This window comes from Bacteroides ndongoniae (genome assembly GCF_900108345.1).
Classification (GTDB): domain Bacteria; phylum Bacteroidota; class Bacteroidia; order Bacteroidales; family Bacteroidaceae; genus Bacteroides; species Bacteroides ndongoniae.
Map to the genome: position 1 here is coordinate 1,491,200 of NZ_FNVV01000013.1, position 25,735 is coordinate 1,516,934.

General features: G+C 50.4%; 23 protein-coding genes. 10 read left to right on the forward strand and 13 right to left on the reverse strand.

Features of this window, described 5'->3' with window-relative positions; genetic code table 11:
- Positions 1-105: 105 nt before the first annotated feature.
- The 3 genes from BQ5591_RS10720 to BQ5591_RS10730 all read right to left on the reverse strand — a co-directional run bounded on the left by BQ5591_RS10720 (position 106) and on the right by BQ5591_RS10730 (position 5,176).
- A complete protein-coding gene (locus BQ5591_RS10720; RefSeq protein ID WP_071149293.1) occupies positions 106-1,449 on the reverse strand; it encodes an MATE family efflux transporter in 1,344 nt (447 codons plus the stop codon).
- Positions 1,450-1,628: 179 nt separating this feature from the next.
- Positions 1,629-3,485, reverse strand: coding sequence for a membrane protein insertase YidC (yidC, locus tag BQ5591_RS10725; RefSeq protein ID WP_022163904.1), 1,857 nt, complete (start codon positions 3,483-3,485; stop codon positions 1,629-1,631).
- 44 nt (positions 3,486-3,529) lie between these two features.
- The gene (locus BQ5591_RS10730; protein ID WP_071149294.1) at positions 3,530-5,176 is read right to left on the reverse strand and encodes a CTP synthase; all 1,647 of its coding nucleotides are present in this window, start codon (positions 5,174-5,176) and stop codon (positions 3,530-3,532) included.
- 299 nt (positions 5,177-5,475) lie between these two features.
- Here BQ5591_RS10730 and BQ5591_RS10735 point away from each other — a divergent pair, with 299 nt between their 5' ends.
- The 9 genes from BQ5591_RS10735 to galE all read left to right on the forward strand — a co-directional run bounded on the left by BQ5591_RS10735 (position 5,476) and on the right by galE (position 14,089).
- On the forward strand, positions 5,476-6,933 hold the full coding sequence (locus tag BQ5591_RS10735) for a DUF3078 domain-containing protein (protein WP_071149295.1): 1,458 nt from the start codon (positions 5,476-5,478) through the stop codon (positions 6,931-6,933).
- Positions 6,934-7,266: 333 nt separating this feature from the next.
- Positions 7,267-7,689 carry a SoxR reducing system RseC family protein gene (locus tag BQ5591_RS10745; protein ID WP_071149297.1) on the forward strand — a complete coding sequence of 141 codons (423 nt, stop codon included), beginning with the start codon at positions 7,267-7,269 and terminating at the stop codon, positions 7,687-7,689.
- A 32-nt stretch (positions 7,690-7,721) separates the two neighbouring features.
- Positions 7,722-8,630, forward strand: coding sequence for a Fe-S cluster domain-containing protein (locus tag BQ5591_RS10750; RefSeq protein ID WP_071149298.1), 909 nt, complete (start codon positions 7,722-7,724; stop codon positions 8,628-8,630).
- A 37-nt stretch (positions 8,631-8,667) separates the two neighbouring features.
- A complete protein-coding gene (gene rsxC, locus BQ5591_RS10755; protein WP_022162948.1) occupies positions 8,668-10,005 on the forward strand; it encodes an electron transport complex subunit RsxC in 1,338 nt (445 codons plus the stop codon).
- 14 nt (positions 10,006-10,019) lie between these two features.
- Positions 10,020-11,012 carry an RnfABCDGE type electron transport complex subunit D gene (locus tag BQ5591_RS10760; protein ID WP_022162947.1) on the forward strand — a complete coding sequence of 331 codons (993 nt, stop codon included), beginning with the start codon at positions 10,020-10,022 and terminating at the stop codon, positions 11,010-11,012.
- Entirely contained in the window at positions 11,009-11,671 is a 663-nt protein-coding gene (locus BQ5591_RS10765; protein WP_071149299.1) for an RnfABCDGE type electron transport complex subunit G, read from the forward strand. Before BQ5591_RS10760 ends, BQ5591_RS10765 begins: the two co-directional genes overlap by 4 nt.
- Positions 11,672-11,689: 18 nt before the next feature.
- A complete protein-coding gene (gene rsxE / locus BQ5591_RS10770) occupies positions 11,690-12,274 on the forward strand; it encodes an electron transport complex subunit RsxE (RefSeq protein ID WP_022162945.1) in 585 nt (194 codons plus the stop codon).
- Between the two features lie 45 nt (positions 12,275-12,319).
- Positions 12,320-12,898: an electron transport complex subunit RsxA gene (gene rsxA / locus BQ5591_RS10775; protein ID WP_022162944.1), complete on the forward strand. Its 579-nt coding sequence runs from the start codon at positions 12,320-12,322 to the stop codon at positions 12,896-12,898.
- A gap of 156 nt (positions 12,899-13,054) precedes the next feature.
- Positions 13,055-14,089, forward strand: a complete 1,035-nt coding sequence (gene galE, locus BQ5591_RS10780) for a UDP-glucose 4-epimerase GalE (RefSeq protein ID WP_022162943.1) — start codon at positions 13,055-13,057, stop codon at positions 14,087-14,089.
- A gap of 338 nt (positions 14,090-14,427) precedes the next feature.
- Here galE and BQ5591_RS10785 read toward each other — a convergent pair whose 3' ends face one another.
- From BQ5591_RS10785 to BQ5591_RS22005, 9 genes are all read right to left on the reverse strand, one after another.
- Positions 14,428-15,468 carry an asparaginase gene (locus tag BQ5591_RS10785; protein ID WP_022162942.1) on the reverse strand — a complete coding sequence of 347 codons (1,041 nt, stop codon included), beginning with the start codon at positions 15,466-15,468 and terminating at the stop codon, positions 14,428-14,430.
- Between the two features lie 152 nt (positions 15,469-15,620).
- Positions 15,621-16,409 (reverse strand): tryptophan synthase subunit alpha, encoded by a 789-nt coding sequence (gene trpA, locus BQ5591_RS10790; protein WP_071149300.1) that lies wholly within the window; start codon positions 16,407-16,409, stop codon positions 15,621-15,623.
- 51 nt (positions 16,410-16,460) lie between these two features.
- A complete protein-coding gene (locus tag BQ5591_RS10795; RefSeq protein ID WP_022162940.1) occupies positions 16,461-17,066 on the reverse strand; it encodes a phosphoribosylanthranilate isomerase in 606 nt (201 codons plus the stop codon).
- 24 nt (positions 17,067-17,090) lie between these two features.
- Positions 17,091-17,909: an indole-3-glycerol phosphate synthase TrpC gene (gene trpC / locus BQ5591_RS10800; protein WP_071149301.1), complete on the reverse strand. Its 819-nt coding sequence runs from the start codon at positions 17,907-17,909 to the stop codon at positions 17,091-17,093.
- A gap of 4 nt (positions 17,910-17,913) precedes the next feature.
- Complete coding sequence (trpD, locus tag BQ5591_RS10805) at positions 17,914-18,909, reverse strand: anthranilate phosphoribosyltransferase (protein ID WP_071149302.1); 996 nt, start codon at positions 18,907-18,909, stop codon at positions 17,914-17,916.
- A gap of 67 nt (positions 18,910-18,976) precedes the next feature.
- Complete coding sequence (locus tag BQ5591_RS10810) at positions 18,977-19,543, reverse strand: anthranilate synthase component II (RefSeq protein ID WP_071149303.1); 567 nt, start codon at positions 19,541-19,543, stop codon at positions 18,977-18,979.
- 30 nt (positions 19,544-19,573) lie between these two features.
- Positions 19,574-20,980, reverse strand: coding sequence for an anthranilate synthase component I family protein (locus BQ5591_RS10815; protein WP_071149304.1), 1,407 nt, complete (start codon positions 20,978-20,980; stop codon positions 19,574-19,576).
- Positions 20,977-22,188, reverse strand: a complete 1,212-nt coding sequence (gene trpB, locus BQ5591_RS10820; protein WP_071149305.1) for a tryptophan synthase subunit beta — start codon at positions 22,186-22,188, stop codon at positions 20,977-20,979. The genes BQ5591_RS10815 and trpB overlap by 4 nt, the downstream gene beginning before the upstream one ends.
- Positions 22,189-22,294: 106 nt before the next feature.
- Positions 22,295-22,423, reverse strand: coding sequence for a hypothetical protein (locus tag BQ5591_RS22005; protein ID WP_262483109.1), 129 nt, complete (start codon positions 22,421-22,423; stop codon positions 22,295-22,297).
- Between the two features lie 139 nt (positions 22,424-22,562).
- Between BQ5591_RS22005 and BQ5591_RS10830 the strand changes: the two genes are divergently transcribed.
- Entirely contained in the window at positions 22,563-23,150 is a 588-nt protein-coding gene (locus BQ5591_RS10830; RefSeq protein ID WP_071149307.1) for an HdeD family acid-resistance protein, read from the forward strand.
- A 368-nt stretch (positions 23,151-23,518) separates the two neighbouring features.
- Here the strand turns inward: BQ5591_RS10830 and BQ5591_RS10835 are convergent, their stop codons facing one another.
- Complete coding sequence (locus BQ5591_RS10835) at positions 23,519-25,708, reverse strand: glutamine synthetase III family protein (RefSeq protein WP_071149308.1); 2,190 nt, start codon at positions 25,706-25,708, stop codon at positions 23,519-23,521.
- Positions 25,709-25,735: the final 27 nt, after the last annotated feature.

Below are 25,735 nucleotides of genomic sequence, written 5' to 3' on the forward strand. Positions count from 1 at the left end.
TTCTTCACTCCTTATATACGCGCGCGTACGTGCGTGCGCGTGGGTGTGTGTGAGGAAGGATGCAAGATTGCAAGATTGCAAGATTCGCGGGGTTCATCGCTTCCTTTAAATCTTCTTCAGCATCCAGTTTCCTTTGTGCAGGTAGTAGTAGCAGAAAAGGAAGATGAAAGTGGCGTAGACGATCTCGGAAGTCCAGCAAAGGGCAACATCGAGGCGCAGGTAGAGAATAATGAACGTGATATAGGCCACATAGATGACCAATACGGACAGTTCGAGGCCGAGGGCAGTGCGAGTATTACCTGTGCCCGAAACGGCCTGAAAATAGACGTTAGCGGGGATTAGGAAGAGGTAGGTGGAACACATGACCCACAGCGAAGGTATGGAGGCCTGACGTAGTTCGGGAATGTCGGTGTAGATGCCCAGTATCAGCTCGGGGAAGAGGCTGAAGAGCAAGGCCAGGGGCAGCACCAGCAGATAGGCCAGACGGATGTGCTGGCGGATGGTGGAGTGCACGCTGGAGGCGTGGCCGGCGCCGATCAGGTTGCTGACGAGCGAACCGCAGGTCGATGCGAAGGCCATCATGACCATGAAGAGGATGCCGCTGACGCTGCGTATGATGTTGGTAATGGCCAGTGGGCGTTCGCCCAGATGCTCGATGTAGAGGAAGAACAGGAACCAGGTGGACAGGGACAGGAAGTTCTGCAGCATGGTCCAGAAAGAGACGTTGAGCATGTGGCGCAATACGGACAGCTGCAACCGGGGAATGCGGTTGAGGCCGTACTTGGGGCAGTCGATGCGGTAGCGCGTGTAGACGATGAAAAAGACGAGTGATATCAGTTCGGCCAGCGACGAACCGATGGCTGCGCCGGCAATGCCCAGCGCGGGGAAGCCCAGCTTGCCGAAGATGAGGATGTAGTTGAGGACAATGTTGCTCAGGACCATGACGATGGAGTTCAGTGTCAGGGTCTTGGTCTGCATGGTGCCCAGAAAGAAGGCACGGAAGATGATGGCGCTGAAAGAAAAGAAGGCGCCGAACACACGCCAGTGCAGGTAGCTGTTGGCTGCTTCGTAGATTTGCGGCGATTCGATGATGTGCTTCAGCAGGATGGGCGAGAAGCAGTAGGAGAGCAGGAACAGGACGGCTGCCAGGAAGGTCTGGAAATAGATGCCCTGGTAGAGGAGCGAACCGATGGTTTTGTAGTTCGCTTCGCCGTTGCGCCGGGCGATGAGTATCTGGGTGCCGATGCTGAAGCCGAACGCTACCATGAAGATGACCGTATAGAATACGCCGGCGATGGCCGAAGCGCCAAGTTCGATTTCGCCTACACGGCCCAGAAAGGCGGTATCGGTCATTCCGATCATCTGTTCCATGATGAGGCTGATGAGGATGGGATAGGCTATGAGCCAGATTTGCTTGTTGGTGTAGTGGGTAGGATAGGTTGTTTTCATATTGTTTTTGGAATAGGTTAGAATAAGAATGACGCGGAATACACAAATTCTTATGATACATCGTTTCCCGTAGGGGGCGATGGATAAAAATCTATGTTGTCCGCGTCATTTACTCAGACACGTGGGCTGGCAAGTTGCGGAGAGGGATATCTGCCGGTTTGCAGCCGTTGGCTGATATTTTATTTGCGACCTTGGTTCTGACGTTGTCTCATCAGTTCTTCCTGTTGCTTCTGCATGGCTTCCAGACGGGCGGCGAATCCCGATTTCTTCATTTTACGGGGATCCTTCTTGTTGGCTTCGAGCTGTGCCAGCAGGGCTTCCTCATTGGTCATCTTGCGCATGATGATGGTGGTTGCCACACTGATCAGGGTGGAGAGGAAGTAATAGTAGTTCAAGCCTGAAGGATAATCGTTCAGGATGAACAGGAACATGATAGGCATCAGGTAGGACATCCACTTCATGGCTGCCATCTGCGGATTGGCACCGGTGTCCTGCTGCTGCATCATGTACTTGGTGTTCAGGATGTTCGTAACCGTCATCAGCAGGCAGAACAGACTGAGGTGGCTGCCCAGGAACGGTATGTGGAACGGGAAGTTGATGAACGCGTCGTACGTCGAAAGGTCGTCGGCCCACAGGAAGCTTTGCTGACGCAACTCGATGGCGCTCGGTACAAAGAGGAACAAGGCCATCAGGATGGGGAACTGGATGAGCATCGGCAAGCAGCCACCCATCGGGCTGACACCGTACTGGCTATAGAGTCCCATGATTTCCTGTTGCTTCTTCATCGCGTCTTCCTGCTTGGGATATTTCTTGTTGATTTCGTCGATTTTCGGCTTCAGTACGCGCATCTTGGCCGATGACATATAGGTCTTCCACGTGGCAGGGAATACGACGGCTTTGACGATGAGCGTCATAAACAGCAGTACGAGACCCATGCTCAGACCCCAGCTGGACAACCAGTCGAAGATGTTGATGGTGAACCATTTGTTGATCCAGCGGATGAGAGGCCATCCCAGGTAGACCAGACGGTTCAGTTCCCACTTGTCGTCGCGTCCTTTGTCGAGGGCGGTCAGGGTCTTGTAGTGGTTGGGACCGAAGTAGAAGTAGAGCTGGGTAGGTGTCTGGCCGGCAGGATCGAACGCGGTGCTCATTTCGGCTGCATAGTCCTTGATGTAACCGCTGCCCTGTGCTTCCAGTTTCGACGTCAGCTTGCTCTTCTCGAAGCTCGATTCGGAAAGGAATACGGTAGAGAAGAACTGGTTCTTGAAAGCAATCCAGTCGAGGGGTTCGGACAACTCTTTCTCGTCGTTTTTCGAAGGAGAGAGGTAGTCGGTGCTCTCGCCGGTTACTTTGTAGGTAAGTTCGGCCAGGCGGTTCTCGTACGTATAGCCTTTTTCGATCTGGCGGGCACGCTGCGACCATTCGATGTCGACCGATTTGTTGCTTGATGCCAGCTTTCCGTCCATGTTCACTGCCTGAATCTTGAAGTCGACCAGGTAGCTTTCGGGATGCATGGTATAGATGAAGTCGATGTAGCTTGCGCTATCGGCTGCCAGACGCATGGTTACGGCTGTATCCGTCTGATTGACGGGGGTGAAGTAATAGTCTTCGGTCTGTATGGTCTCCTTCTTGTTATAGAACAGGAAGTTCATCGAAGCATCTTCACCGCTGAACAGGGTGACGGGAGTTGTCTTGTCCTGTTCCTTCCAATCTTTCAATGTAGCTGCTGAAATGCGTCCGCCTTTGGTGCTGACGCTAATCTGGGCTACGTCGTTTTGGATGGTAATCTGCGTATCTGTGCCTTTGCGGGCATTGAAGAACAGGCTGGTAGAGTCCAGACTCTGCTTTTCTTTCTCGTTGGCCAGTGCGGCTTCGGCTTTGGCTCTCAGATCGGCTTCGCGTTGTTGTACTTGTGCGATGGAGTCGTAGTAGCGTTGCTGGGCTGCTATTTCTTCCTTACTGGGGCGGCTCAGAAAGCTGAAGACCACCAGTAATATGGCAATCAGAACCAGACCTGTAATGGTATTTTTGTCCATGTAGTCAATAAAGTATGTTTAAAGTTTTTCTATGAATGATGTTGTCATTTTTCTACGTTCGCATCTTCATTTGCAGCATGTTCGCGTTCGTTTTCGATGGAGGCTTTCACAAATGAAACAAACAGCGGGTGCGGTTTCAGCACGGTACTGCTGTATTCCGGGTGGAACTGGGTGCCGATGTACCACTTCAGTGCAGGTATTTCGACAATTTCTACCAGGTCGGACTCGGGGTTGATGCCCACACACTTCATGCCTGCTGCTTCGTATTCTTCCTTATATTGGTTGTTGAATTCGTAGCGGTGACGGTGACGCTCCTGAATGTGCTCTTCGCCGTAGGCTTCGTATGCCTTGCTGCCTTTCTTCAGTACGCATTCGTAAGCGCCCAGACGCATGGTGCCTCCCATGTTGGTGATGGACTTCTGTTCTTCCATGATGTCGATGACATTGTGGGGAGTCTTTTCGTCCATTTCGCGTGAGTTGGCGTCGGCGTATCCCAGTACGTTACGGGCAAACTCGATGGCGATGCACTGCATGCCCAGACAGATACCGAAAGTGGGGATGTCGTGAGTACGTGCGTACTTGATGGCTACAAACTTGCCGGGGATTCCACGCTCTCCGAATCCCGGTCCGATCAGTACACCGGCCTTGCCCTTCAGAGCTTCGGCTACATTTTCGTCTGTAAGCTTTTCGCTGTTTACGAAGTCTACTTCCACCTTGCGGTCGTTGTAGGTACCGGCTTGTGACAGGGCTTCGCGGATGGACTTGTAAGCGTCCTGCAGGTCATATTTGCCGACCAGGGCTATGTGCAGAGGAGCTGTAGCCTCGGCTTTGTGACGGCGCTCCAGGAAAGCACGCCACGGAGCCAGTCCCGGAGTATCGCCCACCGGCAGATCCATCTTCTTCAGAATGGTTGCGTCGAGCTTCTGTGCCTGCATCAGGATAGGAACTTCGTAGATGGTAGGTGCGTCGATGCTTTGTACAACGGCTTCTTCGTCAACGTTGCAGAACTGTGCCACTTTTCTTCGGAGGTTGGCATTCAGTTCGTGTTCGGTACGCAGCACGAGGATGTCGGGCTGGATACCAACGCTTTGAAGTTCTTTTACCGAGTGCTGGGTCGGCTTGGTCTTCAGTTCGCCGGCAGCAGCCAGGTAGGGAACATAAGTAAGGTGTACGCACAAGGCGTCTTTACCTAATTCTCTTTTCAGCTGACGGATGCTTTCCAGGTAGGGCAATGATTCGATGTCGCCCACGGTACCTCCGATTTCGGTGATGACGAAATCGAATTTGTATTTATTGCCCAACAGCTTGACGTTGCGTTTGATTTCGTCGGTGATGTGGGGGATTATCTGGATGGTTTTTCCTAAATAATCGCCTCGACGTTCTTTGTCGATAACGCTTTTGTAGATGCGCCCGGTTGTGATATTGTTGGCTTTGGTAGTCTGGATACCTAAAAAGCGTTCGTAGTGTCCTAAGTCCAGGTCGGCTTCGTGACCGTCTACAGTTACGTAACACTCTCCGTGTTCGTAAGGGTTCAGTGTACCCGGGTCGATGTTGATGTACGGGTCGAATTTCTGGATTGTAACTTTGTAACCTCTTGCTTGCAGCAATTTACCGATGGAGGATGAGATAATGCCTTTTCCTAAAGAAGAGGCAACGCCACCAGTGACGAAAATATACTTTGTTTCTCCCACAGCTATACTGTTTTTAATTAATTTGTTTTCAATTTAAAGCGCAAAATTATGAAAAAAATGAGGAAGTTCATAAGGTTTGGCAAAAACAATTGTGAAAAACCGCTGGAGACGACTATTTTACCTGATTTTCGGATTTAATATCCCTGTAGAGTTTAGGATTTACAGAAGTTGCCACTTGGCTTCATTCCGCAGAAAAGTAAAGCCGCCAGTAGCATAAAGAGCAGATTTTAACTTATTGTCGGTTGTTTCCTATATAAAATTAAGTTATTTTTGCGCTCAAATCATAAATTCAGGGCTTTATGAAGAATAGACGTTTTTGTATGTGGATAATGGCAGCCACCATGCTTTTCCCATCGGTGCTGATGGCGCAGAACTCCACAAGTGCTCTTCCCGATAAAGGGAAGACGGTAAAGACCAGTGTACAGGATACTGCAAAGGTCGATACCTTATCTGGAATTTTAAAGGAAAATCTGATGTTGAAATTGAATAAGGTGGATTCACTTTATAAGGTAGATACTGTATCCGTGCTGTATGAAAAGTATCTGGGGATACTGAACTATCTGAACGATCCGGCTACTTCGGAACGTTATATCGCCTGGAATCCGTATTATTACCGGATGTTTGTGCCCTTTACGTATTTTTATGGTCCGCTGAAGCGTTATTCTACGTTGGAGTGGAAGTTTCAGCAGCCGGATACGGTGCCCGAACTGACGCGCGACCTGCTGCCGTACGATACGCTGAGCTTTTCGTCGTTGGACCGCATCGGTGAGGTGGTAGACCGTACACTGCTGTCGGCCTATGTGCATTGTCCGCGGAAGGTTACACGGACGGAGGATGTGATTAACCAGGGAAGACTGTTCAAGGATGACATCGAAAAGGAAGCATCGTCCAAACCGTCTGTCATCAAACTGTTCTCGCAGGAGAAAATGACGGTGAAGAAAGATGCAGGAGTTGTGATTCATAAACCCAACTGGTGGACAACGGGTGGAAACGGTTCGTTGCAGATAACGCAGAACTACATTTCGGACAACTGGTACAAGGGTGGAGAAAGTACCAATTCGGTGCTCGCCAACCTGCAGATGTTTGCCAACTACAACGACCGTGAAAAGATCCAGTGGGAAAGTCTGTTGGATGCCAAGCTGGGCTTTACATCTGCACCCTCGGACAAGTTTCACGATTTTCTGGTGAATACCGACCAGCTGCGCATCTACAGCAAGCTGGGTATTCAGGCTGCTTCGAAATGGTATTATACTATATCGACCGAATTCAAGACCCAGTTCTGTCATGGCTATAAGGCCAACGAAGAACCGTTGGTTTCGTCTTTCCTGGCACCGGCTGACTGGTCGGCCAGTGTCGGTATGGATTATAAGCTGGTGAAGAGTAAGATAAACCTGTCTGTGTTCATGGCACCTTTGACGTGGACCATGCGTTATGTAGGCAACAGTGAGGTGAATGAGGTGAGCTTTGGTCTGGAGGAAGGAAAATCGGTGAAACATAATTTCGGTTCGCAGATTAAGCCGACCTTGACGTGGCAGATCATACCTTCGATTTCGCTGGAGTCTCGTCTCGACTTCCTGACAAGTTACGAGTGGGTGCGCATCGAATGGGAAAATACATTCAACTTTGTGCTGAACAGATACCTGTCGACCAAGCTTTATATTCATGCCCGTTTTGATGACAGTAGTTTGCCGACCGAGGGTGACAGCTATTTCCAGGTAAAAGAACTGTTGAGCTTCGGTATCAACTATTCATGGTAAGCGAAGGCTGAAGATTGGTCAGAATGATAGTGGAGAGAGTGTATCTTCATTTCGACACACCCTCTTCTCAATACAAAAGGATGTTCTCTCTGCCGTATCGGGATGCGATGCGGAGGGGAAAACATCCTTTTTCTTTCCCCCTGTCGCAGAATCCCGGAAATGGCTTTTCGGGTGATTTTGAGCATTTCATCGGCTCTGCTTATTGTAAAATGAGTATAAATACCATTCAAATGCAAAAAATGAACGTTATCGCACACAAAAAAACTATTTAATCCCTTGCAGTTCGTAAATAATGAGTAAATTTGCCGCGATTTGTAATGCTCACTTTGCAAAATGGCGAATACTATAGAACATCAAGGTATTGTGGAAAACATAACAGATTCGCATCTTCAGGTGCGGATTGTTCAGACTTCTGCTTGTGCGGCTTGCAGTATAAAGGGACATTGCACTTCGGCCGACGTAAAGGAAAAGCTGATTGATGTAACGGTGACAGATACGTCTTCTTATCGGGTAGGGGATCGGGTCTGTGTAGTCGGAGAAGTGTCGATGGGTGCATTGGCCGTGCTCTATGCTTTTATATTCCCTTTCCTGATTTTGGTAATTTCTCTTTTTGTCTTTATGAGTATTTGGAAAGAAGAATTGTCTTCGGCGCTTGTGTCGTTCTTGTTGCTGGCATTGTACTATGGTGTCTTATGGATGAACAGGTCGCGGATGAGCAAGAAATTTTCCTTTTCGATCAAACCGATGATTAACTAATTTAAAATAAATAACTAATAAACAACAGATCTATGAATGTAATTCTGATTGCAGTGATCTCTTTGGGAGTCATAGCGCTCGTTTCGGCGATTGTGCTCTATGTGGCTTCCAAGAAGTTTGCCGTGTATGAAGATCCACGAATAGCCAAGGTGGCTGCTGTGCTGCCCCAGGCCAATTGTGGTGGATGTGGGTACCCTGGTTGTAGCGGATTTGCCGACGCATGTGTGAAGGCTGGCTCTTTGGAAGGGAAATTGTGTCCTGTAGGTGGACAGGCTGTTATGACTCAGGTCGCTGAAATCCTGGGATTGGATGCTGCTGCATCCGAACCGATGGTGGCAGTGGTGAGATGTAACGGTACGTGTGCCAACCGTCCTCGAATCAATCAGTACGACGGTGCTAAAAGTTGTGCTATCATGTCTTCTCTGTATGGAGGCGAAACGGGTTGCAGCTATGGCTGTCTGGGATGTGGCGACTGTGTCTCAGCGTGTCAGTTCGGTGCCATTCGCATGAACCCTGAAACAGGGTTGCCCGAAGTGGACGAAGCCAAATGTACGGCATGCGGTGCCTGTGCGAAAGCTTGTCCGCGTAATATCATCGAAATCCGTCCGCAGGGTAAGAAATCGCGTCGGGTTTACGTACAATGCGTCAATAAGGACAAGGGAGCTGTGGCCCGTAAGGCATGTACGGCTGCCTGCATCGGTTGCGGAAAGTGCGTGAAGGTATGTCCGTTCGAGGCCATTACGTTGGAAAACAACCTGGCTTATATCGATTATAACAAATGTAAGTCGTGCCGCAAGTGCGAAGAAGCCTGTCCGCAGGGAGCTATCGTGGCTCTGAACTTCCCGCCGCGTAAACCTAAGACGGAAGAAGCCGCACAGGGCGAGGCTCCGAAAGCCGCTGAAGTAAAGGCTGCCGAAGTGGCCGCTGATGCAAAGAAATAAAGATTAGAGAAATAAACGAATTAAAATACAAGATCGTATGTTGAAGACATTTTCAATTGGTGGAGTACATCCACACGAAAATAAACTTTCAGCACATCAGCCGATTGTCAAGGCAGAGATCCCTGCCAAAGCAGTGATTTTGTTGAGCCAGCATATTGGTGCGCCGGCAAAGCCGATTGTGGCAAAAGGTGACATGGTGAAGGTTGGAACAAAAATAGCCGAGCCCGGAGGTTTTGTCTCTGCGGCCATCCACTCTTCTGTCAGTGGAAAAGTTGCTAAAATTGATACGGTTATCGATGCCAGCGGTTATGCCAAACCGGCTATCTTTATTGACGTGGAAGGTGACGAGTGGGAGGAAAGCATCGACCGTAGTGAAACTTTGGTGAAAGAGTGCAACCTGTCTGCCGAAGAAATTGTGAAGAAAATAGCCGATGCAGGTATTGTTGGTATGGGAGGTGCCTGCTTCCCTACACAGGTCAAGCTGTGTCCGCCGCCTGCATTCAAAGCCGAATGTGTCATTATCAATGCTGTAGAATGTGAACCTTATCTGACCGCCGACCATCAGCTGATGCTGGAGCACGCTGAAGAAATTATGGTAGGCGTATCAATCCTGATGAAGGCAGTAAAGGTGAACAAGGCCTTTATCGGTATCGAGAACAACAAGCCTGATGCTATCCAGCTGATGACGAAAGTTGCCGCTTCGTATGCCGGTATCGAGGTTGTGCCTTTGAAGGTGAAATATCCGCAGGGAGGTGAAAAGCAGCTGATCGATGCCATCATCAAACGTCAGGTGGCTGCCGGTGCACTGCCTATCTCTACAGGAGCTGTGGTACAGAATGTAGGTACAGCCTTTGCGGTATATCAGGCCGTTCAGAAAAACAAACCGCTGTTTGAGCGTGTGATTTCAGTGACCGGAAAGTCGCTGGCCAAGCCGTCTAACTTCCTGGCTCGTATTGGTACGCCGATGAAGCAGCTGATTGACGCTTGCGGCGGACTGCCGGAAGATACCGGTAAGATTATCGGTGGTGGACCGATGATGGGTAAGGCGCTGGTGAATACCGATGTTCCTACTGCCAAGGGAAGCTCGGGCATACTTATCATGAACGATAAGGAAGCCAAGCGTGGCAGTGTTCAGCCCTGTATCCGTTGTGCCAAGTGCGTAGGAGCCTGCCCGATGGGTCTGGAACCTTATTTGCTTGCAACTGTGTCGGCTCATGGCGATTTCGAGAGAGTGGAAAAAGAAGATATTATGTCGTGTATAGAATGTGGCTCCTGCCAGTTTACCTGTCCTTCCAATCGTCCTATGCTGGACTTTATACGTCTGGGCAAGGCAAAGGTCGGTGCCATGATACGTGCACGCCAAGTAAAAAAATAAATTAGCACAAATCTATGAATAAGTTAATTGTATCCCTTTCACCCCATGTGCATGGAGGTGATAGCGTGAAGAAGAATATGTACGGGGTGCTTGTGGCACTGATCCCGGCTTTTCTGGTGTCGCTATATTTCTTCGGACTGGGAGCACTGATCGTTACTGCTACTTCGGTGCTGGCCTGTCTCTTTTTCGAATGGGTGATCGGCAAGTATCTGCTGAAGAACCCTCATACAACCATTACAGACGGTTCGGCCATCATAACCGGTGTGCTGCTGGCATTCAACCTGCCTTCCAACCTGCCTGTGTGGATCATCATCATTGGTGCACTTTTTGCCATTGGCGTAGCCAAGATGTCGTTTGGCGGTTTGGGATGTAATCCTTTCAATCCTGCTTTGGCCGGACGTGTATTCCTGCTGCTTTCTTTCCCGGTGCAGATGACCAGCTGGCCGGAAGTAGGACAACTGATGGCTTATACGGATGCTACGACAACTGCCACTCCGCTGGCTATTATGAAAGGTGTGATCAACGGCGCTCCCGGAATGTCGTTGAGCGACCTGCCGCAGTCTTTCCACCTGCTGATCGGTAACAACAGTGGCTGTATCGGTGAGGTCAGCGCATTGGCACTGCTCATCGGACTGGCTTATATGCTGTGGAAGAAAATCATTACCTGGCATATTCCTGTATCGATTCTTGTGACAGTATTTGTATTCTCTTCGATCATGCACTGGGTTGATCCTGAAAAGTATGCGTCCGGTCTGGTACACCTGCTTTCGGGTGGTCTGATGCTGGGTGCTATTTTCATGGCTACCGATTATGTGACTTCGCCGATGAATCATAGAGGAATGTTGATCTATGGTGTTTGCATTGGTCTGCTGACGGTCATTATCCGTCTGTTCGGTGCTTATCCCGAGGGTATGTCGTTTGCCATTCTTATCATGAATGCATTCACTCCTTTGATCAATACATATGTTAAACCTAAACGCTTTGGGGAGGTAGCGAAAAAGAAATGAAAAAGTTAGAATCATCCTTAAAGAATATGTTACTGGTGCTCACTGGTGTGACTGCCGTTTCTGTAGCATTGTTGGCTTATGTCAATGAACTGACAAAAGAACCCATTGCGCAAGCCAATGCCAAAACATTGAGCGACGCTGTCAGTGCCGTTGTTCCCGGATTTGACAATGACCCGATAGCGGAAAAGAAAATTCAGGAAGTGAACGGAGTACAATATGCTGTTTATCCGGCTACAAAAGGCGGAGAATATATTGGAGCAGCTGTTGAGGCTACGTCTATGGGATTTGGCGGTGAACTGAAAGTATTGGTCGGATTTGATGCCGAAGGCAAGATCATCGATTATTCTCTGTTGGCTCATGCCGAAACTCCGGGACTTGGCTCGAAAGCTGCCGAATGGTTTAAGAAGGGAAATAAGGGAAATATCGTAGGACTTAACCCGGGAGAGACTCCGTTGACCGTGAGCAAAGATGGCGGTCAGGTAGATGCCATTACTGCTTCTACCATTACTTCACGTGCTTTTCTGAATGCAGTGAATGCGGCCTATGCGGCTTATGCTGGCCAGAATACGGCCGACGGTGCAACGGGCGCTACACAAAAACATGTTGAACCTGCTAATGATGCCGACTCTGCTGCTACGGACTCGGTTAGCGTTAATTAATGAAAGGAGTAGAAAGCTATGAACAATTTTAAAGTATTGATGAACGGGGTTATCAAGGAAAACCCGACGTTTGTGCTTCTGCTTGGTATGTGTCCTACTTTGGGTACTACTTCTTCGGCAATCAATGGTATGGGCATGGGATTGGCCACGATGTTTGTGCTGATTTGCTCCAACGTCGTAATCTCAGCGATCAAGAATCTGATCCCGGATATGGTACGTATTCCGTCGTTTATTGTCGTTATCGCTTCGTTTGTGACGTTGCTGCAGATGATTATGCAGGCTTATGTTCCCGGACTGTACGCAACACTGGGATTGTTTATCCCCTTGATTGTGGTGAACTGTATTGTGCTGGGACGTGCCGAGGCTTTTGCTGCCAAGAACGGTCCGTTGGCTTCCATGTTCGATGGTCTGGGCATGGGTCTGGGCTTCACGTTGGGTCTGACTCTTCTGGGAGCTGTACGCGAGTTGCTGGGTACGGGCAAGATATTCGGTCTGACTGTTTTCCCAGAAGACTACGGTATGCTGTTGTTTGTTCTTGCTCCGGGTGCATTTATCGCATTGGGCTATCTGATTGCTGTGGTAAACCGTTTGAAGAAGGCCTGAAACAAGGAGAATGAATCATGAATTTAACGATCAATTGAAGAAAGTATGGAATATATATTGATATTTATTTCGGCAATCTTTGTGAACAACATCGTATTGTCGCAGTTCTTGGGAATCTGCCCGTTCCTGGGTGTATCCAAAAAGATTGATACGGCACTGGGTATGTCGGCAGCAGTAGCGTTTGTGCTTACGATTGCCACTATTGTGACATTCCTTATTCAGAAATATGTTCTCGACGCATTCGGTCTGGGCTATCTGCAGACCATCACCTTCATCCTGGTGATTGCAGCATTGGTTCAGATGGTGGAGATCATCCTGAAAAAGGTTTCTCCTTCTTTGTATCAGGCATTAGGCGTATTCTTGCCGCTGATTACGACGAACTGCTGTATTCTGGGTGTAGCGATCCTTGTTATCCAGAAGGATTATGATCTGCTGACTGGTGTGGTTTATGCTTTTTCAACAGCATTGGGCTTTGGATTGGCATTGACACTGTTTGCCGGTCTGCGCGAACAGATGAGCCTGGTGAACGTGCCTAAAGGAATGCAGGGCACTCCTATTGCACTTATTACAGCCGGCTTGTTGGCGATGGCCTTTATGGGCTTCTCGGGTGTAGTGAAAATTTAATCGATCATAATGTGAATTTGGACGCGAATGATGGCCGCGAAAAGGGCTGTCATTCGCGTTTTTTTTATTTTTTTCTCTTCTTTCTGTTTTTTCTTGATTTATTTTTCTACATTTGCGTTCGTATTGAAAAGCTAACGGCTAAATATCTATTTTTTTATGAAAGAAAGAATCTTAGTTACAGGTGGAACTGGATATATTGGTTCTCATACTGTGGTGGAATTACAGAATGCAGGTTACGATGTTGTTATTGTAGACAACTTGTCGAATTCGAGTGCAGATGTTGTAGATAATATCGAAAAGGTATCAGGCATTCGTCCGGCTTTTGAAAAGTTGGATTGTTTGGATTTTGCCGGACTTGATGCCGTGTTTGCAAAATATAAAGGTATAAAGGCGATTATTCATTTTGCAGCCAGCAAGGCTGTGGGTGAATCTGTTCAGAAGCCTTTGCTGTACTATCGTAATAATCTGGTTTCTTTGATCAATTTGCTGGAGCTGATGCCCAAGCACGGAGTGGAAGGAATTGTATTCTCTTCTTCGTGTACGGTATACGGACAGCCGGATGAATTGCCGGTAACAGAACAGGCTCCGATCAAGAAGGCTGAGTCTCCTTACGGAAATACGAAGCAGATCAATGAAGAGATTATCCGTGATACTGTTGCTTCCGGATCACCTATCAATGCTATTTTGCTGCGTTATTTCAATCCGATTGGTGCTCATCCTACTGCTTTGTTGGGTGAACTGCCGAACGGTGTGCCTCAAAACCTTGTTCCTTATCTGACTCAGACAGCCATTGGTATCCGCGAGAAACTGAGCGTATTCGGAGATGACTATGATACTCCTGACGGTTCATGTATCCGCGACTTTATCAATGTGGTTGATTTGGCTAAGGCACATGTTGTAGCTATTGCACGAATTCTGGAAAAGAAGCAGAAAGAAAAAGTAGAAGTGTTCAACATTGGAACAGGACGCGGACTTTCTGTATTGGAGCTGATTCATGCATTTGAGAAAGCAACAGGTGTGAAATTGAACTATCAGATTGTAGGTCGCCGTGCCGGTGATATCGAGAAAGTATGGGCTAATCCTGCTTTGGCCAATGAAGAGTTGGGCTGGAAGGCAGAAAGCACTATTGAAGATACTTTGCGTTCGGCATGGAACTGGCAATTGAAGTTAAGAGAAAGAGGAATTCAATAAAATAACATTTTTTAAGGAAATTGGAAAAACAAATGCTTCCCCGCATTTGTTATATAGAGGCTAATCTTCCTGATTTTATCTTTGGTGTATGTGAATATACTTAGATAGATACTTATGCCTCCTCGGCATAGACAGGATAGATTGCATAGTAGTTTTGTCGTGTTTTATTTTGTGTTTGTGTTGTGAATAGGCCTTGTCGGGAGACAGGGCCTATTTTTCGTATACCCACTTGCATGGGGCATACGAAAACAGGATAAAGTTACGGACAAGGGAAAAAGAGGATATCTTCGCCTGTTTAGACAGACGAAGGAAGGAGAAGGAAAGTAACTTTTGTGTGGTTATTCCTTGGTTATTTCTCCTGCCAGACAGGAGTTCATCCGGTAGCGTATTTCGGATTGGCTAAGTCCGTGTCCCAGGAGGAACATCAGTTTGGTGACAGCGCATTCGGGCGTACTGTCGTAGCCGCTGATGACGCCGGCCTGCAGTAATTGCAAACCTGTTTCGTAGCGTTCCATTTCGACTGCTCCACTTTGGCACTGGGTGATGTTGACAATGATGATGCCGCGCTCGGTGGCGTCTTTCAATAAATTGATCAACCAGTCTTTTTGCGGTGCATTGCCCGATCCGAATGTTTTCAGCACAACAGCCTTCAGGCCCGGTACATGCAGAACGGAATGAATGATTTTTTCTTGTATGCCGGGAAAAAGGGTGAGGACTACTACATTGGTGTCGAACAGATAATGCGGTTTTAGCGGACGTGTAGGATCCGGACGCCGAATCAGATGCTCGTTGTAACGGATGTGAATGCCGACTTTGGCCAACGAGGGATAGTTGAAGGAACGGAATGCATTGAAGTTTTCCGCATTGATTTTGGTGGTACGGTTTCCTCTCATCAGTTCGTTCTCGAAGAAGATGCAGACTTCCGGTACGACAGGCGTGCCGTCGGGATGCTTGGCGGCTGCGATTTCGATGGCGGTGATCAGATTTTCTTTTCCGTCGGTTCTCAGTGTACCGATGGGGAGTTGCGAGCCGGTCAGGATGACAGGTTTGGACAGGTTTTCGAGCATAAAGCTCAAGGCAGAAGCGGTATAGGCCATGGTATCGGTACCGTGCAGAATAACAAAACCGTCGAAATAATCATAGTTGTAGCTGATGATTTTTACGATTTTTGCCCAAAAGGCGGGCTCCATGTCCGAAGAGTCGATAGGAGGGTTGAACTGATAGGATGAGATGTGATAGTTGAAACGTTTCAGTTCGGGAACGTGTTTGAGTAAATGATCGAAATTGAAATTCTCAAGTGCGCCGGTTTCCGGATTTTCTATCATGCCAATAGTTCCGCCGGTATAAATCAACAATACGGAAGGACAATTTATCTGCATAGACATATCGCTTTTTATTTCAGCGGCAAAGTTAATATAAAATATTAAAAATCCACTTTTGTTTACAGGTATCAATGACACATTTCTGTAATACGTGTGGAAATATGCCATTGATAGGTCTGTCTTTCTGGCTGTGCAGGGCTGTTGTGGGGTTATTCCAGTTGCAAAAGACCGATGTCAGTCTTCAGTTTCCGGATGGCTTTGCCGGCATCGCCGTCCGATTCGTTCAAAAGGGTGACGAAGCGGCTGCCTATGATGCCTCCCGAGGCATGTGCACAGGCGGCGTCGAAGGTGGCCTTGTTGCTGATGCCGAAGCCTACCATGCGGGGATTGCGCAGTTGCATATCCTCGATTTTGCGGAAATAGGCTTGCTTTTGTGCGTCAAAATCGTGCTGGGCACCTGTGGTAGCAGCCGAGGAAACCATGTAGATGAAACCGTCGGTATGGGCATCGATCTGACGGATGCGTTCTTCGCTGGTTTCGGGGGTGATGAGCATGATGATGCGGAGGTCGTACTTCTGGGCGATGTCTTTATAATGTTCTTCGTAATCGCGGAAAGGAAGGTCGGGAATGATGATGCCGTCGATGCCGCACGCGACACACTGCTGGCAGAAGGATTCGAATCCGTAGTGCAGGATGGGGTTCAGGTAGCCCATCAAGATGAGCGGGATGTGAACGTGGCGGCGGATGTCGTGCAGCTGTTCGAACAGTTTGCGTACCGACATGCCGTTGCGCAGTGCCTGGGTGGCAGCAGCCTGTATGACGACACCGTCGGCCATCGGGTCGCTGAAGGGAATGCCGATTTCGGTCATGTCGACACCGTTTTCTTCGAGTGTGCGGATGACGTCGGCAGTACCTTCAAGGCTGGGGCAACCGGCACAGAAATAGATGGAAAGCAGGTTGTGGGGATTATGCTGAAAAAGCTGGTTGATGCGGTTCATAATAATATTCTTTTTATAGGGTTATACATAAATGGGGGTTGATAATGTCCGTTACCGGATTGTCTGGAGGAAATTTTTTATGCGCGTTACGTCCTTCAGCCCGGGTGATGTTTCGAAGCGGCTGTTGATGTCGATGCCAGCCAGTCGGGGATGATGGAACTGCTTTATCGCCTGTGTGCTGTACTGGTTGATGCCTCCACTCAGCAGAAAGGGAGTGTGTCCCTGGTAGCGGTGCAGGAGGTTCCAGTCGAACTGATTGCCCGATCCGCCGAATTTCTCGCTTTTCGTGTCGAACAGGTAGTAGCTGCATATGCCTTCGAAAGCCGAGATGCTGTTCAGGTCTTTGGGCGAAGCGATGGAGAAAGCTTTGATCAGCTGTAGTCCCTGCTGGCGGAGCGAACGGCAATACTCGGGCGATTCGTTGCCGTGCAGCTGTATGTAGTCCAGGCCGAAACGGTCGGCATAGACGCAGACGTTTTCCTTGCTTTCATTGACAAAGACACCGACTCGCCTGGCATGTTGTGGAAGATATTCAGGAATGCCGTACAGATAGCGGGGTGACTTGGGGTAGAAGATGAAGCCTATCATGTCTACTCCCAGTTGTTCTATTTGGCGGATGTTTTCCGCATCGGTCATTCCGCAGACTTTGATGATCATAGTTGTTTGAAGATAAATTAGTAGTTAAACACGCGGTTGTATTTCTGATTGAAGAAACTGTTTCAGGGCTTCGGCGGGTGAGGAGTGCTTCATGAAGACTTCTCCCAACAGGAAGCCCCGATAGCCGGCAGCGCGCAGCCGTTGTATGGTCTCCATGCTGGAGATGCCGCTTTCCGAAACAAGTAACGCCGAGGTCTGTTGCCTGAGCCGGTCGGCTATCCGGAATGAGTTGGCTACATCCGTGACAAAGCTTCCGAGGTTCCGGTTGTTGATGCCAACCATGTCGGCTGCTACAGTGCTGAGGTATGCCAGCTCGCTTTCGCTGTGGAGCTCCAGCAAGACTTCCAGTCCGAGCGCATGAGCCTGTTCGGTCAGTGTGGCACATTCCTCGCTGGTCAGGCAGGCAGCAATGAGCAAGACGGCATCGGCACCAGCCAGGCGTGCCTGCAACAGCTGATATTCGTCGATGATGAAATCTTTGCGCAGGATGGGCAGACGGGTGAGCGGGCGTGCCGTGCGTATGTCGTTCAAAGTACCGCCGAAGAATGTTTCGTCTGTCAGAATGGACAGGGCACTTGCTCCCGACGCTTCGTAGCCGGGAGGGATGAGGTCGGCCTGTGCCTGTCGGTTGATCCAGCCTTTCGAAGGAGAGCGGCGTTTGAACTCGGCAATGATGCCGGTTGCCGATTGGGCAAGTGCCTGCTTCATGCTGCGGCGGGGTGTGTTATCTGTTTTCAGTTGCTCCTTCACCTGTTCGCGCAGTTGCTCCAGGCCGATGGCCTGCTTCTGTGCCTGTACCTCTGTCTTTTTGTGCTCGATGATTTGCGATAGTATATCCTTCATGTCCTTAGCTGTTTATTTCGATGAATGTTTTCAGTGTATTCAGTGCTTTCCCGCTTTCCAGCGATTCGCGGGCGATGGCGATGCACTCTTCGATTTCCTTTTCCGGCTCCATCACCTGAATGGCAAAGGCTGCATTGACCACTACGCACTGTGTCTGTGACGGTGTGGCACGGCAGTGCAGGATGTTGTCGAAGATGCGGGCGGCGTCTTCCTTGCTGCCGCCGCCGAACAGTTCTTCGGGGCGGGCTGCACTGAAGCCCAAAGCCTGCGGGCGGTAGATGCGTTCGTAGTGGCGGGTCATTACCTTGAACTCGTCGGTCAGGGAGATTTCGTCGTAACTGTCCAGGCTGTTGACCACGGCAAAGTCGATGCCCAGTTTATAAAATACATTGGTGTAAAGGCGCATTTGGGCAAGGTCGGCCACGCCGAGCAGCTGGTAGGCAGGACGGCATGGATTGACGAGCGGTCCGAGCAGGTTGAACAGGGTGCGGACACCCAATGCCTTGCGTACGGGGCCGACAAACTTCATAGCCGGGTTGAAAAGCTGGGCGTGCAGGTAGGCTATGTTGCATCGGTCCATGCTGCGTTTCAGGGTGTCGGCATTGTTGGTGAAACGGATACCGTGCTGCTCGATGACGTTGCTGGCACCACTGACCGAAGTGGCTCCGTAGTTGCCGTGCTTGGCCACTTTGTAGCCGGCACCGGCTACGACGAAACAGGCGCAGGTCGAGATGTTGAATGTATTTTTACCGTCGCCACCTGTTCCTACGATGTCGATAGGGCGATAAGGACTGAAGTCGACGGGAATTCGTGTTTCCATCAGTGCTTCGCGAAATCCTATCAGCTCGTCGACTGTGATGCCGCGCATCTGGAAGGCGGTGAGCAGGGCGGCTATCTGAGCTTCCGGATACATCTCGCGGGTGATGTTGAGCAGAATCTGCCGGGCCTCTGCCGAGGTCAGTTCTTCGTGGTTGAAGAGTCGGGATAATATTTCTTTCATAATGTTTTCTTTGTTGAGTGTATGTTGTATAGAGAATTTTTCTTTGGGTTCGCGCTGTCTTGAGCGGTTATTGCCGGAGCCAGTTTCGTATGATTGTCTTTCCCTCGGGAGTCAGTACCGATTCGGGGTGGAACTGGATGCCGTGTACGTTGAGTTGGCGGTGCTTCAGCGCCATGATATGGCCTTCGGGGCTGACGGCGGTAACGGCCAGGGCGTCGGGCAGGTCGGTCTGGTCTACTACCCACGAGTGGTAACGTCCGGCCAGAATCTCGTCGGGCAGGCCGTTGAAGAGGTAGTCTTCATTTGCGCGGAGTATCTTTACGGGAGTCTGTACGCCGTGGAATACTTCTTTCAGGTTGGTCAGCCGGGCACCGAAGGCTTCGCCTATGGCCTGTTCGCCCAGGCAGATGCCCAGTATCGGTTTGCTTTCGGCATAGGTGCGGATGGTGTCCATCAGCAGGCCAGCTTCTTCGGGGATGCCCGGACCGGGCGACAGGAGGATCTTGTCGTAACGTTTCAGTTCGTCCAGGCGGAAACAGTCGTTGCGCAACACACAGGTTTCTGCGCCCAGCTCTTTCACCAGATGTACCAGATTGTAGGTGAAGGAGTCGTAATTGTCGATGATGGCTATCATGGTTCTTGTTGTTTTTGTAAGGGTTGTGGTTTATAGTTTCTCGGCCATTTCGATGGCTTTCCGCAGGGCGCCGAGTTTGTTGTTCACTTCCTGCAGCTCGTATTCTTCGTTGCTCTTGGCCACGATTCCTCCGCCGGCCTGAAACCACAGTACGCCGTTGCGGCTGACGAAGGTGCGGATGGTGATGGCCTGATTGAGCGAACCGTTCAGTCCGATGAATCCGATACAGCCGCCGTAGGCGCCACGGTTGTGGGGCTCCAGTTCGCTGATCAGCTGCATGGCGCGCACTTTGGGAGCACCGCTCAGTGTACCGGCCGGGAACGTGTCGATGAATGTCTTGACGGAGTCGGCATCGTTGTTCAGCGTACCGCTGACACGGCTGACCAGGTGAATGACATGGCTGTAGTATTGTGTCTCTTTGTAGAAGTCGACTTTGACGTCGTGGCAGTTGCGCGAGAGGTCGTTGCGGGCCAGGTCGACGAGCATCACGTGTTCGGCATTCTCTTTAGGATCGTCGTGCAGGTAGCGGGCGTTGGCGGCATCCTGCTGCGGATCACCGGTACGTTTGGTCGTTCCGGCAATGGGGTCGATGTAGGCGCGTCCTCCCTCGATGCGGCAATGAGTTTCGGGCGAAGAGCCGAAGATACGGAATCCGCCGAAGTCGAAGTAGAACAGATAGGGCGAAGGGTTGATGCTGCGTAAGGCGCGATACAGCTTGAAGTCGTCGCCCGTGAAGCGTTGTTCGAAGCGGCGCGAAAGCACAATCTGGAAGACGTCGCCCCGCAGGCAGTGGGTAATGCCCCGACGGATGTTGGCCTTGTGCTGCTCGTCGGTGAGCGGCGAGGTGACGGGACCCGAGGCGTGGAAGTCGTAGGCGGTGTAGTTGCGGTTGTGGATGGCCCGCTGCACCACGTCGAGCTGGCTTTCCTCGCCTTCGCCCTGCATTTCGAGGAGCATCATTTCGTTGCGGAAGTCGTTGAATACAATCAGGTACTTGTAGAGGATGTACAGCATGTCGGGGGCGTCGTTGGTGGCTTCGCGGCTGTCTTTTATCGGGATGTTCTCGAAGTAGCGGACGGCGTTGAACGAGGTGTAGCCGTACAGGCCACAGTAGTTGCTGTACTCTCCCTCTACCCGGAAGCGGCCCAGAAAATCGTTGATGGCATTTTCCACCCGGTAGGTATCGGTCACGGCCCGTTCTTCGCGCCGGCCGTCGGGCAGGCGGAATATGGCTGTGCCGTGGTCGATGCTGATGCTTGCCAGCGGGCAGAGGGCGATGAAGGAACGGTTGTTTTCGCTTCCGTGATAGTCGGAACTCTCCATGAGGGCGCTTTGCGGAAAGATGTCGCGTACCTTCAGGTAAGTGCTTACGGGCGTGTGCAGGTCGCCGAGCAGGGTGCGGCTGACGGTCTTGTATCGGAATGTAGTTGGGGTCATAGTGCAGTTGTATTTGAGGTGTTGAACGAAGATGTATTATATTTCAGATAAGTTTCAATGTCTTTGTCGCCCCGGCCCGAAACGGTCAGCACAACTACGTCGTCGGGACGGAAGTTGACCTTTTCCAAAGCACCGAGAGCATGGGCACTTTCCAGGGCGGGAATGATGCCTTCGAGGCGCGTCAGCTGGTAGGCGGCACGGATGGCTTCGTCGTCGTTGACAGCCAGGACGAGTGCGCGTTTCTGTTTGGCCAGGTTGGCGTGCATAGGGCCGATGCCGGGATAGTCGAGACCGGCAGATATGGAGTAAGGCTCCTGTATCTGCCCGTCTTCGTCCTGAATGACGTAAGTACGTGCGCCGTGTATGATGCCCAGTTGGCCTAAGGCAATGGTGGCGGCAGTCATACCGGTTTCCACGCCCTTGCCTCCGGCTTCGGCCAGGACGATCTGCACACGGCGGTCGTCGACGTAATGGTAGATGGTGCCGGCCGCGTTGCTGCCGCCGCCTACGCAGGCAATGAGGTAGTCGGGATAGTCGCGTCCTTCCTGTTCGAGCAGCTGTTTGCGGATTTCCTCGCTGATGACCGACTGCAGGCGAGCCACCATGTCGGGATAGGGGTGAGGACCTACGGTGGAACCTATTATATAATAGGTGTTCTGCGGATGGCAACACCAGTCGCGGATGGCTTCGTTGGTGGCGTCTTTCAGGGTCATGTTGCCCGAGGTGACGGGTACGACTGTGGCACCGAGCATCTTCATCTTCTCGACGTTGACGCGTTGGCGTTCTACATCGGTCTTGCCCATGTAGACGATGCATTCCATGTTCATCAGGGCGCATACGGTGGCGGTGGCCACGCCGTGCTGTCCGGCACCGGTCTCGGCAATGATGCGTTTCTTGCCCATGTGGCGTGCCAGCAGAATTTGTCCGATGGTGTTGTTTATCTTATGGGCTCCCGTGTGGTTCAGGTCTTCACGCTTCAGGTAGATTTTGCATCCGTATTGCTGCGAAAGGCGGTGGGCCAGGTAGAGTGGGGAGGGACGGCCTACGTAGTCGCGGAGCAACTGGTCGTACTGGCGGCGGAAGCTTTCGCTTTGCAGCACGTCGAGGTAGGTGTCCTGAAGTTCTTTTACGCAACGGTGGAGGATTTCGGGGATGTAGGCGCCACCGAATTCGCCGTAATAGCCTTGATTGTCAACTAAGAAAGTCATATCTGTATGGTTTTAGTAGAGTTATTATTCGGATGTTGAGAGTGTGATAAACGAAAAAGAGCCCTGCCGCAAGTGCGGCAGGGCTCTTTCCGATATCAGTTACTGATTACATATATACATACGAGCGCTGCTCCCTTACGACTGTAGGAGTTGTAACGGGCGCCACCACCAATATGTATTTACGAATCTTGTTTTCATTGTCTTTTTGTTGTTTTACGATGGCAAATGTAGTCATTTTGTTGGAAACTCCAAATGCCGGAGGAATTTTTTTCCAAGTTTCTTGTAAAATTGCTGTCTCCAGCAATCTTTTTTCGGTTGTTATGTGTTCTATTGTTGTGATAAAAGCGTATCTTCGCAAAAAAAGAATAGAAGTTATGAAAGGATTAAGTTATTCATTTCTGCGTGCCGTGTGCGCGCTGGTTGTCGGGTTGGTGCTGGTGCTGTTTCCCGACCGTGCAGGCGATTATTTTGTGATAACGATCGGAGTCGTTTTTCTGGTTCCTTCGCTTATCAGCCTTATCGGATATTTTGCACAGGACAAAGAGTTGCGCCGCCGTTTTCCGGTCGAAGGGGTGGGCAGTCTGTTGTTTGGCCTGTGGCTCATCATTATGCCGGGATTCTTTGCCGACCTGCTGACGTATGTTTTGGGCTTCGTGCTTCTGATGGGTGGAGTCCAGCAGATTGCTTCGCTGGTCAGTGCCCGTCGCTGGGTGCCCGTTCCGGCAGGATTTTACGTCGTTCCGTCGCTCATTCTGATAGCCGGGCTGGTGGCTTTGTTCAATCCTACGGGCGTGCGTTCTACGGCTTTCATCATTATCGGTGTAAGCAGCCTGGTGTATGCGGCTTCCGAATTGCTGAACTGGGCCATGTTTATGCGCCGTCGTCCGAAGGCTGACATGCCTGCAGGCAGCACTTCGCTGAAGACTCGCCGCGACATTGAAGACGCCGAAATCGTAGAATAAACCGATTCGGAATACTGAAGATTTAGGTAGACTCCGGTTTTCTCTGGTCGAACCGCCGGTTCCCACTTGTGGGTACGGCTGTTCCCATTAGAGGGAACCGGAGTTCCCATTAAAGGAAACTGCCGTTCCCGTTAAGGGAAACTGGAATTCCCATTAAAAGGGAACGAAGGAAACGCCGGTTGTGGACGACAGGCGGATAGTATGTACGGCATAAAGCAAAGGGAGAACTGCCTCACGGCACCTCTCCCTTTATAAACTTAAAACAACCAACAAAAGAATTTTCAACCGGCATTCGCCGCCTCTGTCTGTTTGACTGCCAGACGGTGATGAGGAGGCTGAATGCCGATGTTTTTATAGATTTGTGTCTGTTACCTGATAAACAGCAGTTCTCTGTATTTGGGCAACGTCCACATCTGGTTGTCCACAATCAGTTCCAGCTTGTCGATGTGGTAGCGTATTTCTTCCATGGCCGGAACGATGGTATCGTGGTAGGCGATGGCTTTGCTACGTTCACATTCAATCTTGTTGGCCACTTTGCGGGCCTCGATCATGGCATCCACGTGTTCTTTGATGAAAGCGGTGCGGTCGGCAATTTCCTCTATCAGTTCCAGGTTCTTGGCCGAAAGTTTGGCTGCTTTTTCTGCCGGGAACAGTTCTTTCATCTTGTAGACGTTGTCTATCAGTTCGGTCTGGTACTGAGTGGCCACGGGGATAATGTGGTTCATGGCCAGGTCACCCAATACGCGAGCCTCAATCTGGATTTTCTTGGTATAAATTTCCCACTTCACTTCGTTGCGGGCTTCGAGTTCCTTCTTGGTCATGACGCCTGTCGACTCGAACATGGCGATGCTTTCCGGTTTCAGGTAGTTGTCGAAGATGACGGGGACGCTTGTTTCGCAATCCAGGCCGCGGCGTGCAGCTTCGGCTTTCCATTCGTCGCTGTAACCGTTTCCGTCGAAATGGATGGGCTTGCAGATCTTGATGTATCTGCGGATGACGTCGAGGATGGCCGAAATCTTAGGTTCGCCTTTTTCAATCAGTTCGTCCACGTCTTTCTTGAAGTCTGTCAACTGTTCTGCAAGGGCAGTATTCAGGGCGATCATGGCGCTGGCACAGTTGGCCTCGGAACCTACGGCACGGAACTCGAAGCGGTTTCCGGTGAAGGCGAACGGACTGGTACGGTTGCGGTCGGTGTTGTCGATCAGCAATTCCGGAATCTGCGGAATGTCCAGCTTCATGCCCTGCTTGCCGCTGAGGCTGATGAGTTCGTCCTTCGTGCTTTCCTCAATGTGTTCGAGCACCTGGCTCAGCTGCTTGCCCAGGAAAGAAGAGATGATGGCGGGAGGTGCTTCGTTGGCTCCCAGACGGTGTGCGTTGGTAGCGCTCGATATGGAAGCCTTCAGCAGACCATTGTGACGGTAGACAGCCATCAGTGTGTTGACTACGAACGTGATGAAACGCAAGTTGTCCTCGGGCTGTTTGCCAGGCGCGTGAAGCAGAATGCCGGTATCGGTACCCAACGACCAGTTGTTGTGCTTGCCGCTTCCGTTTACTCCCTTGAAGGGTTTTTCGTGCAGCAGTACGCGGAAGCCGTGGTTGCGTGCTATCTTACGCATCAGTGCCATGATAAGCATGTTGTGGTCGACAGCCAGATTGCACTCCTCGAAGATAGGAGCCAGCTCGAACTGGTTGGGAGCCACTTCGTTGTGACGTGTCTTTACGGGGATACCCAGTTTCAGTGCTTCAATTTCCAGTTCCTTCATGAAGGCTGCCACACGGGGCGGAATGGCACCGAAGTAGTGGTCTTCCAGCTGCTGGTTCTTGGCCGAGTCGTGTCCGGTCAGTGTACGTCCGGTCATCAGCAGGTCGGGACGGGCAGCATACAAACCTTCGTCAACCAGGAAATATTCCTGTTCCCAGCCCAGGTAGGCATATACTTTCTTGACGTCGGGGTTGAAGTAGTGGCATACCTCTACGGCAGCCTTGTCAACGGCACGCAGCGCCTTCAGCAACGGTGCCTTATAGTCGAGCGATTCGCCAGTGTAGGCGATAAAGATAGTCGGAATACACAGAGTGTCGTCTACGATGAAAGCGGGTGACGACGGGTCCCATGCCGAGTAGCCGCGTGCCTCGAACGTATTACGGATTCCACCGTTGGGGAAGCTCGAAGCGTCCGGTTCCTGCTGAACCAGCAGTTTGCCGGTAAACTCTTCCATCATGCCTCCTTTTCCGTCGTGTTCGATGAAGGCATCGTGCTTTTCGGCCGTACCTTCGGTCAGCGGATGGAACCAGTGAGTGTAGTGAGTGGCTCCCATTTCAAGAGCCCATTTTTTCATTCCTGCAGCTACCTCGTCGGCAATGCTGCGATCCAGTGGAGCACCGTTGTCGATTACGTCGATCAACTTTGCGTATACCTTGCTGGGCAGATACCTGAACATCTTTTCCTTGTTGAAAACATACTTGGCAAAATATTCCGAAGGTCGTTCCTCGGGGATTGCCACTGCAACGGGTTTCTTTTTGAACGCCGTTTCGACTACTCTGAATCTCAGTTTTGACATAATACCTTTGTAATTTGTTGGTTTAAA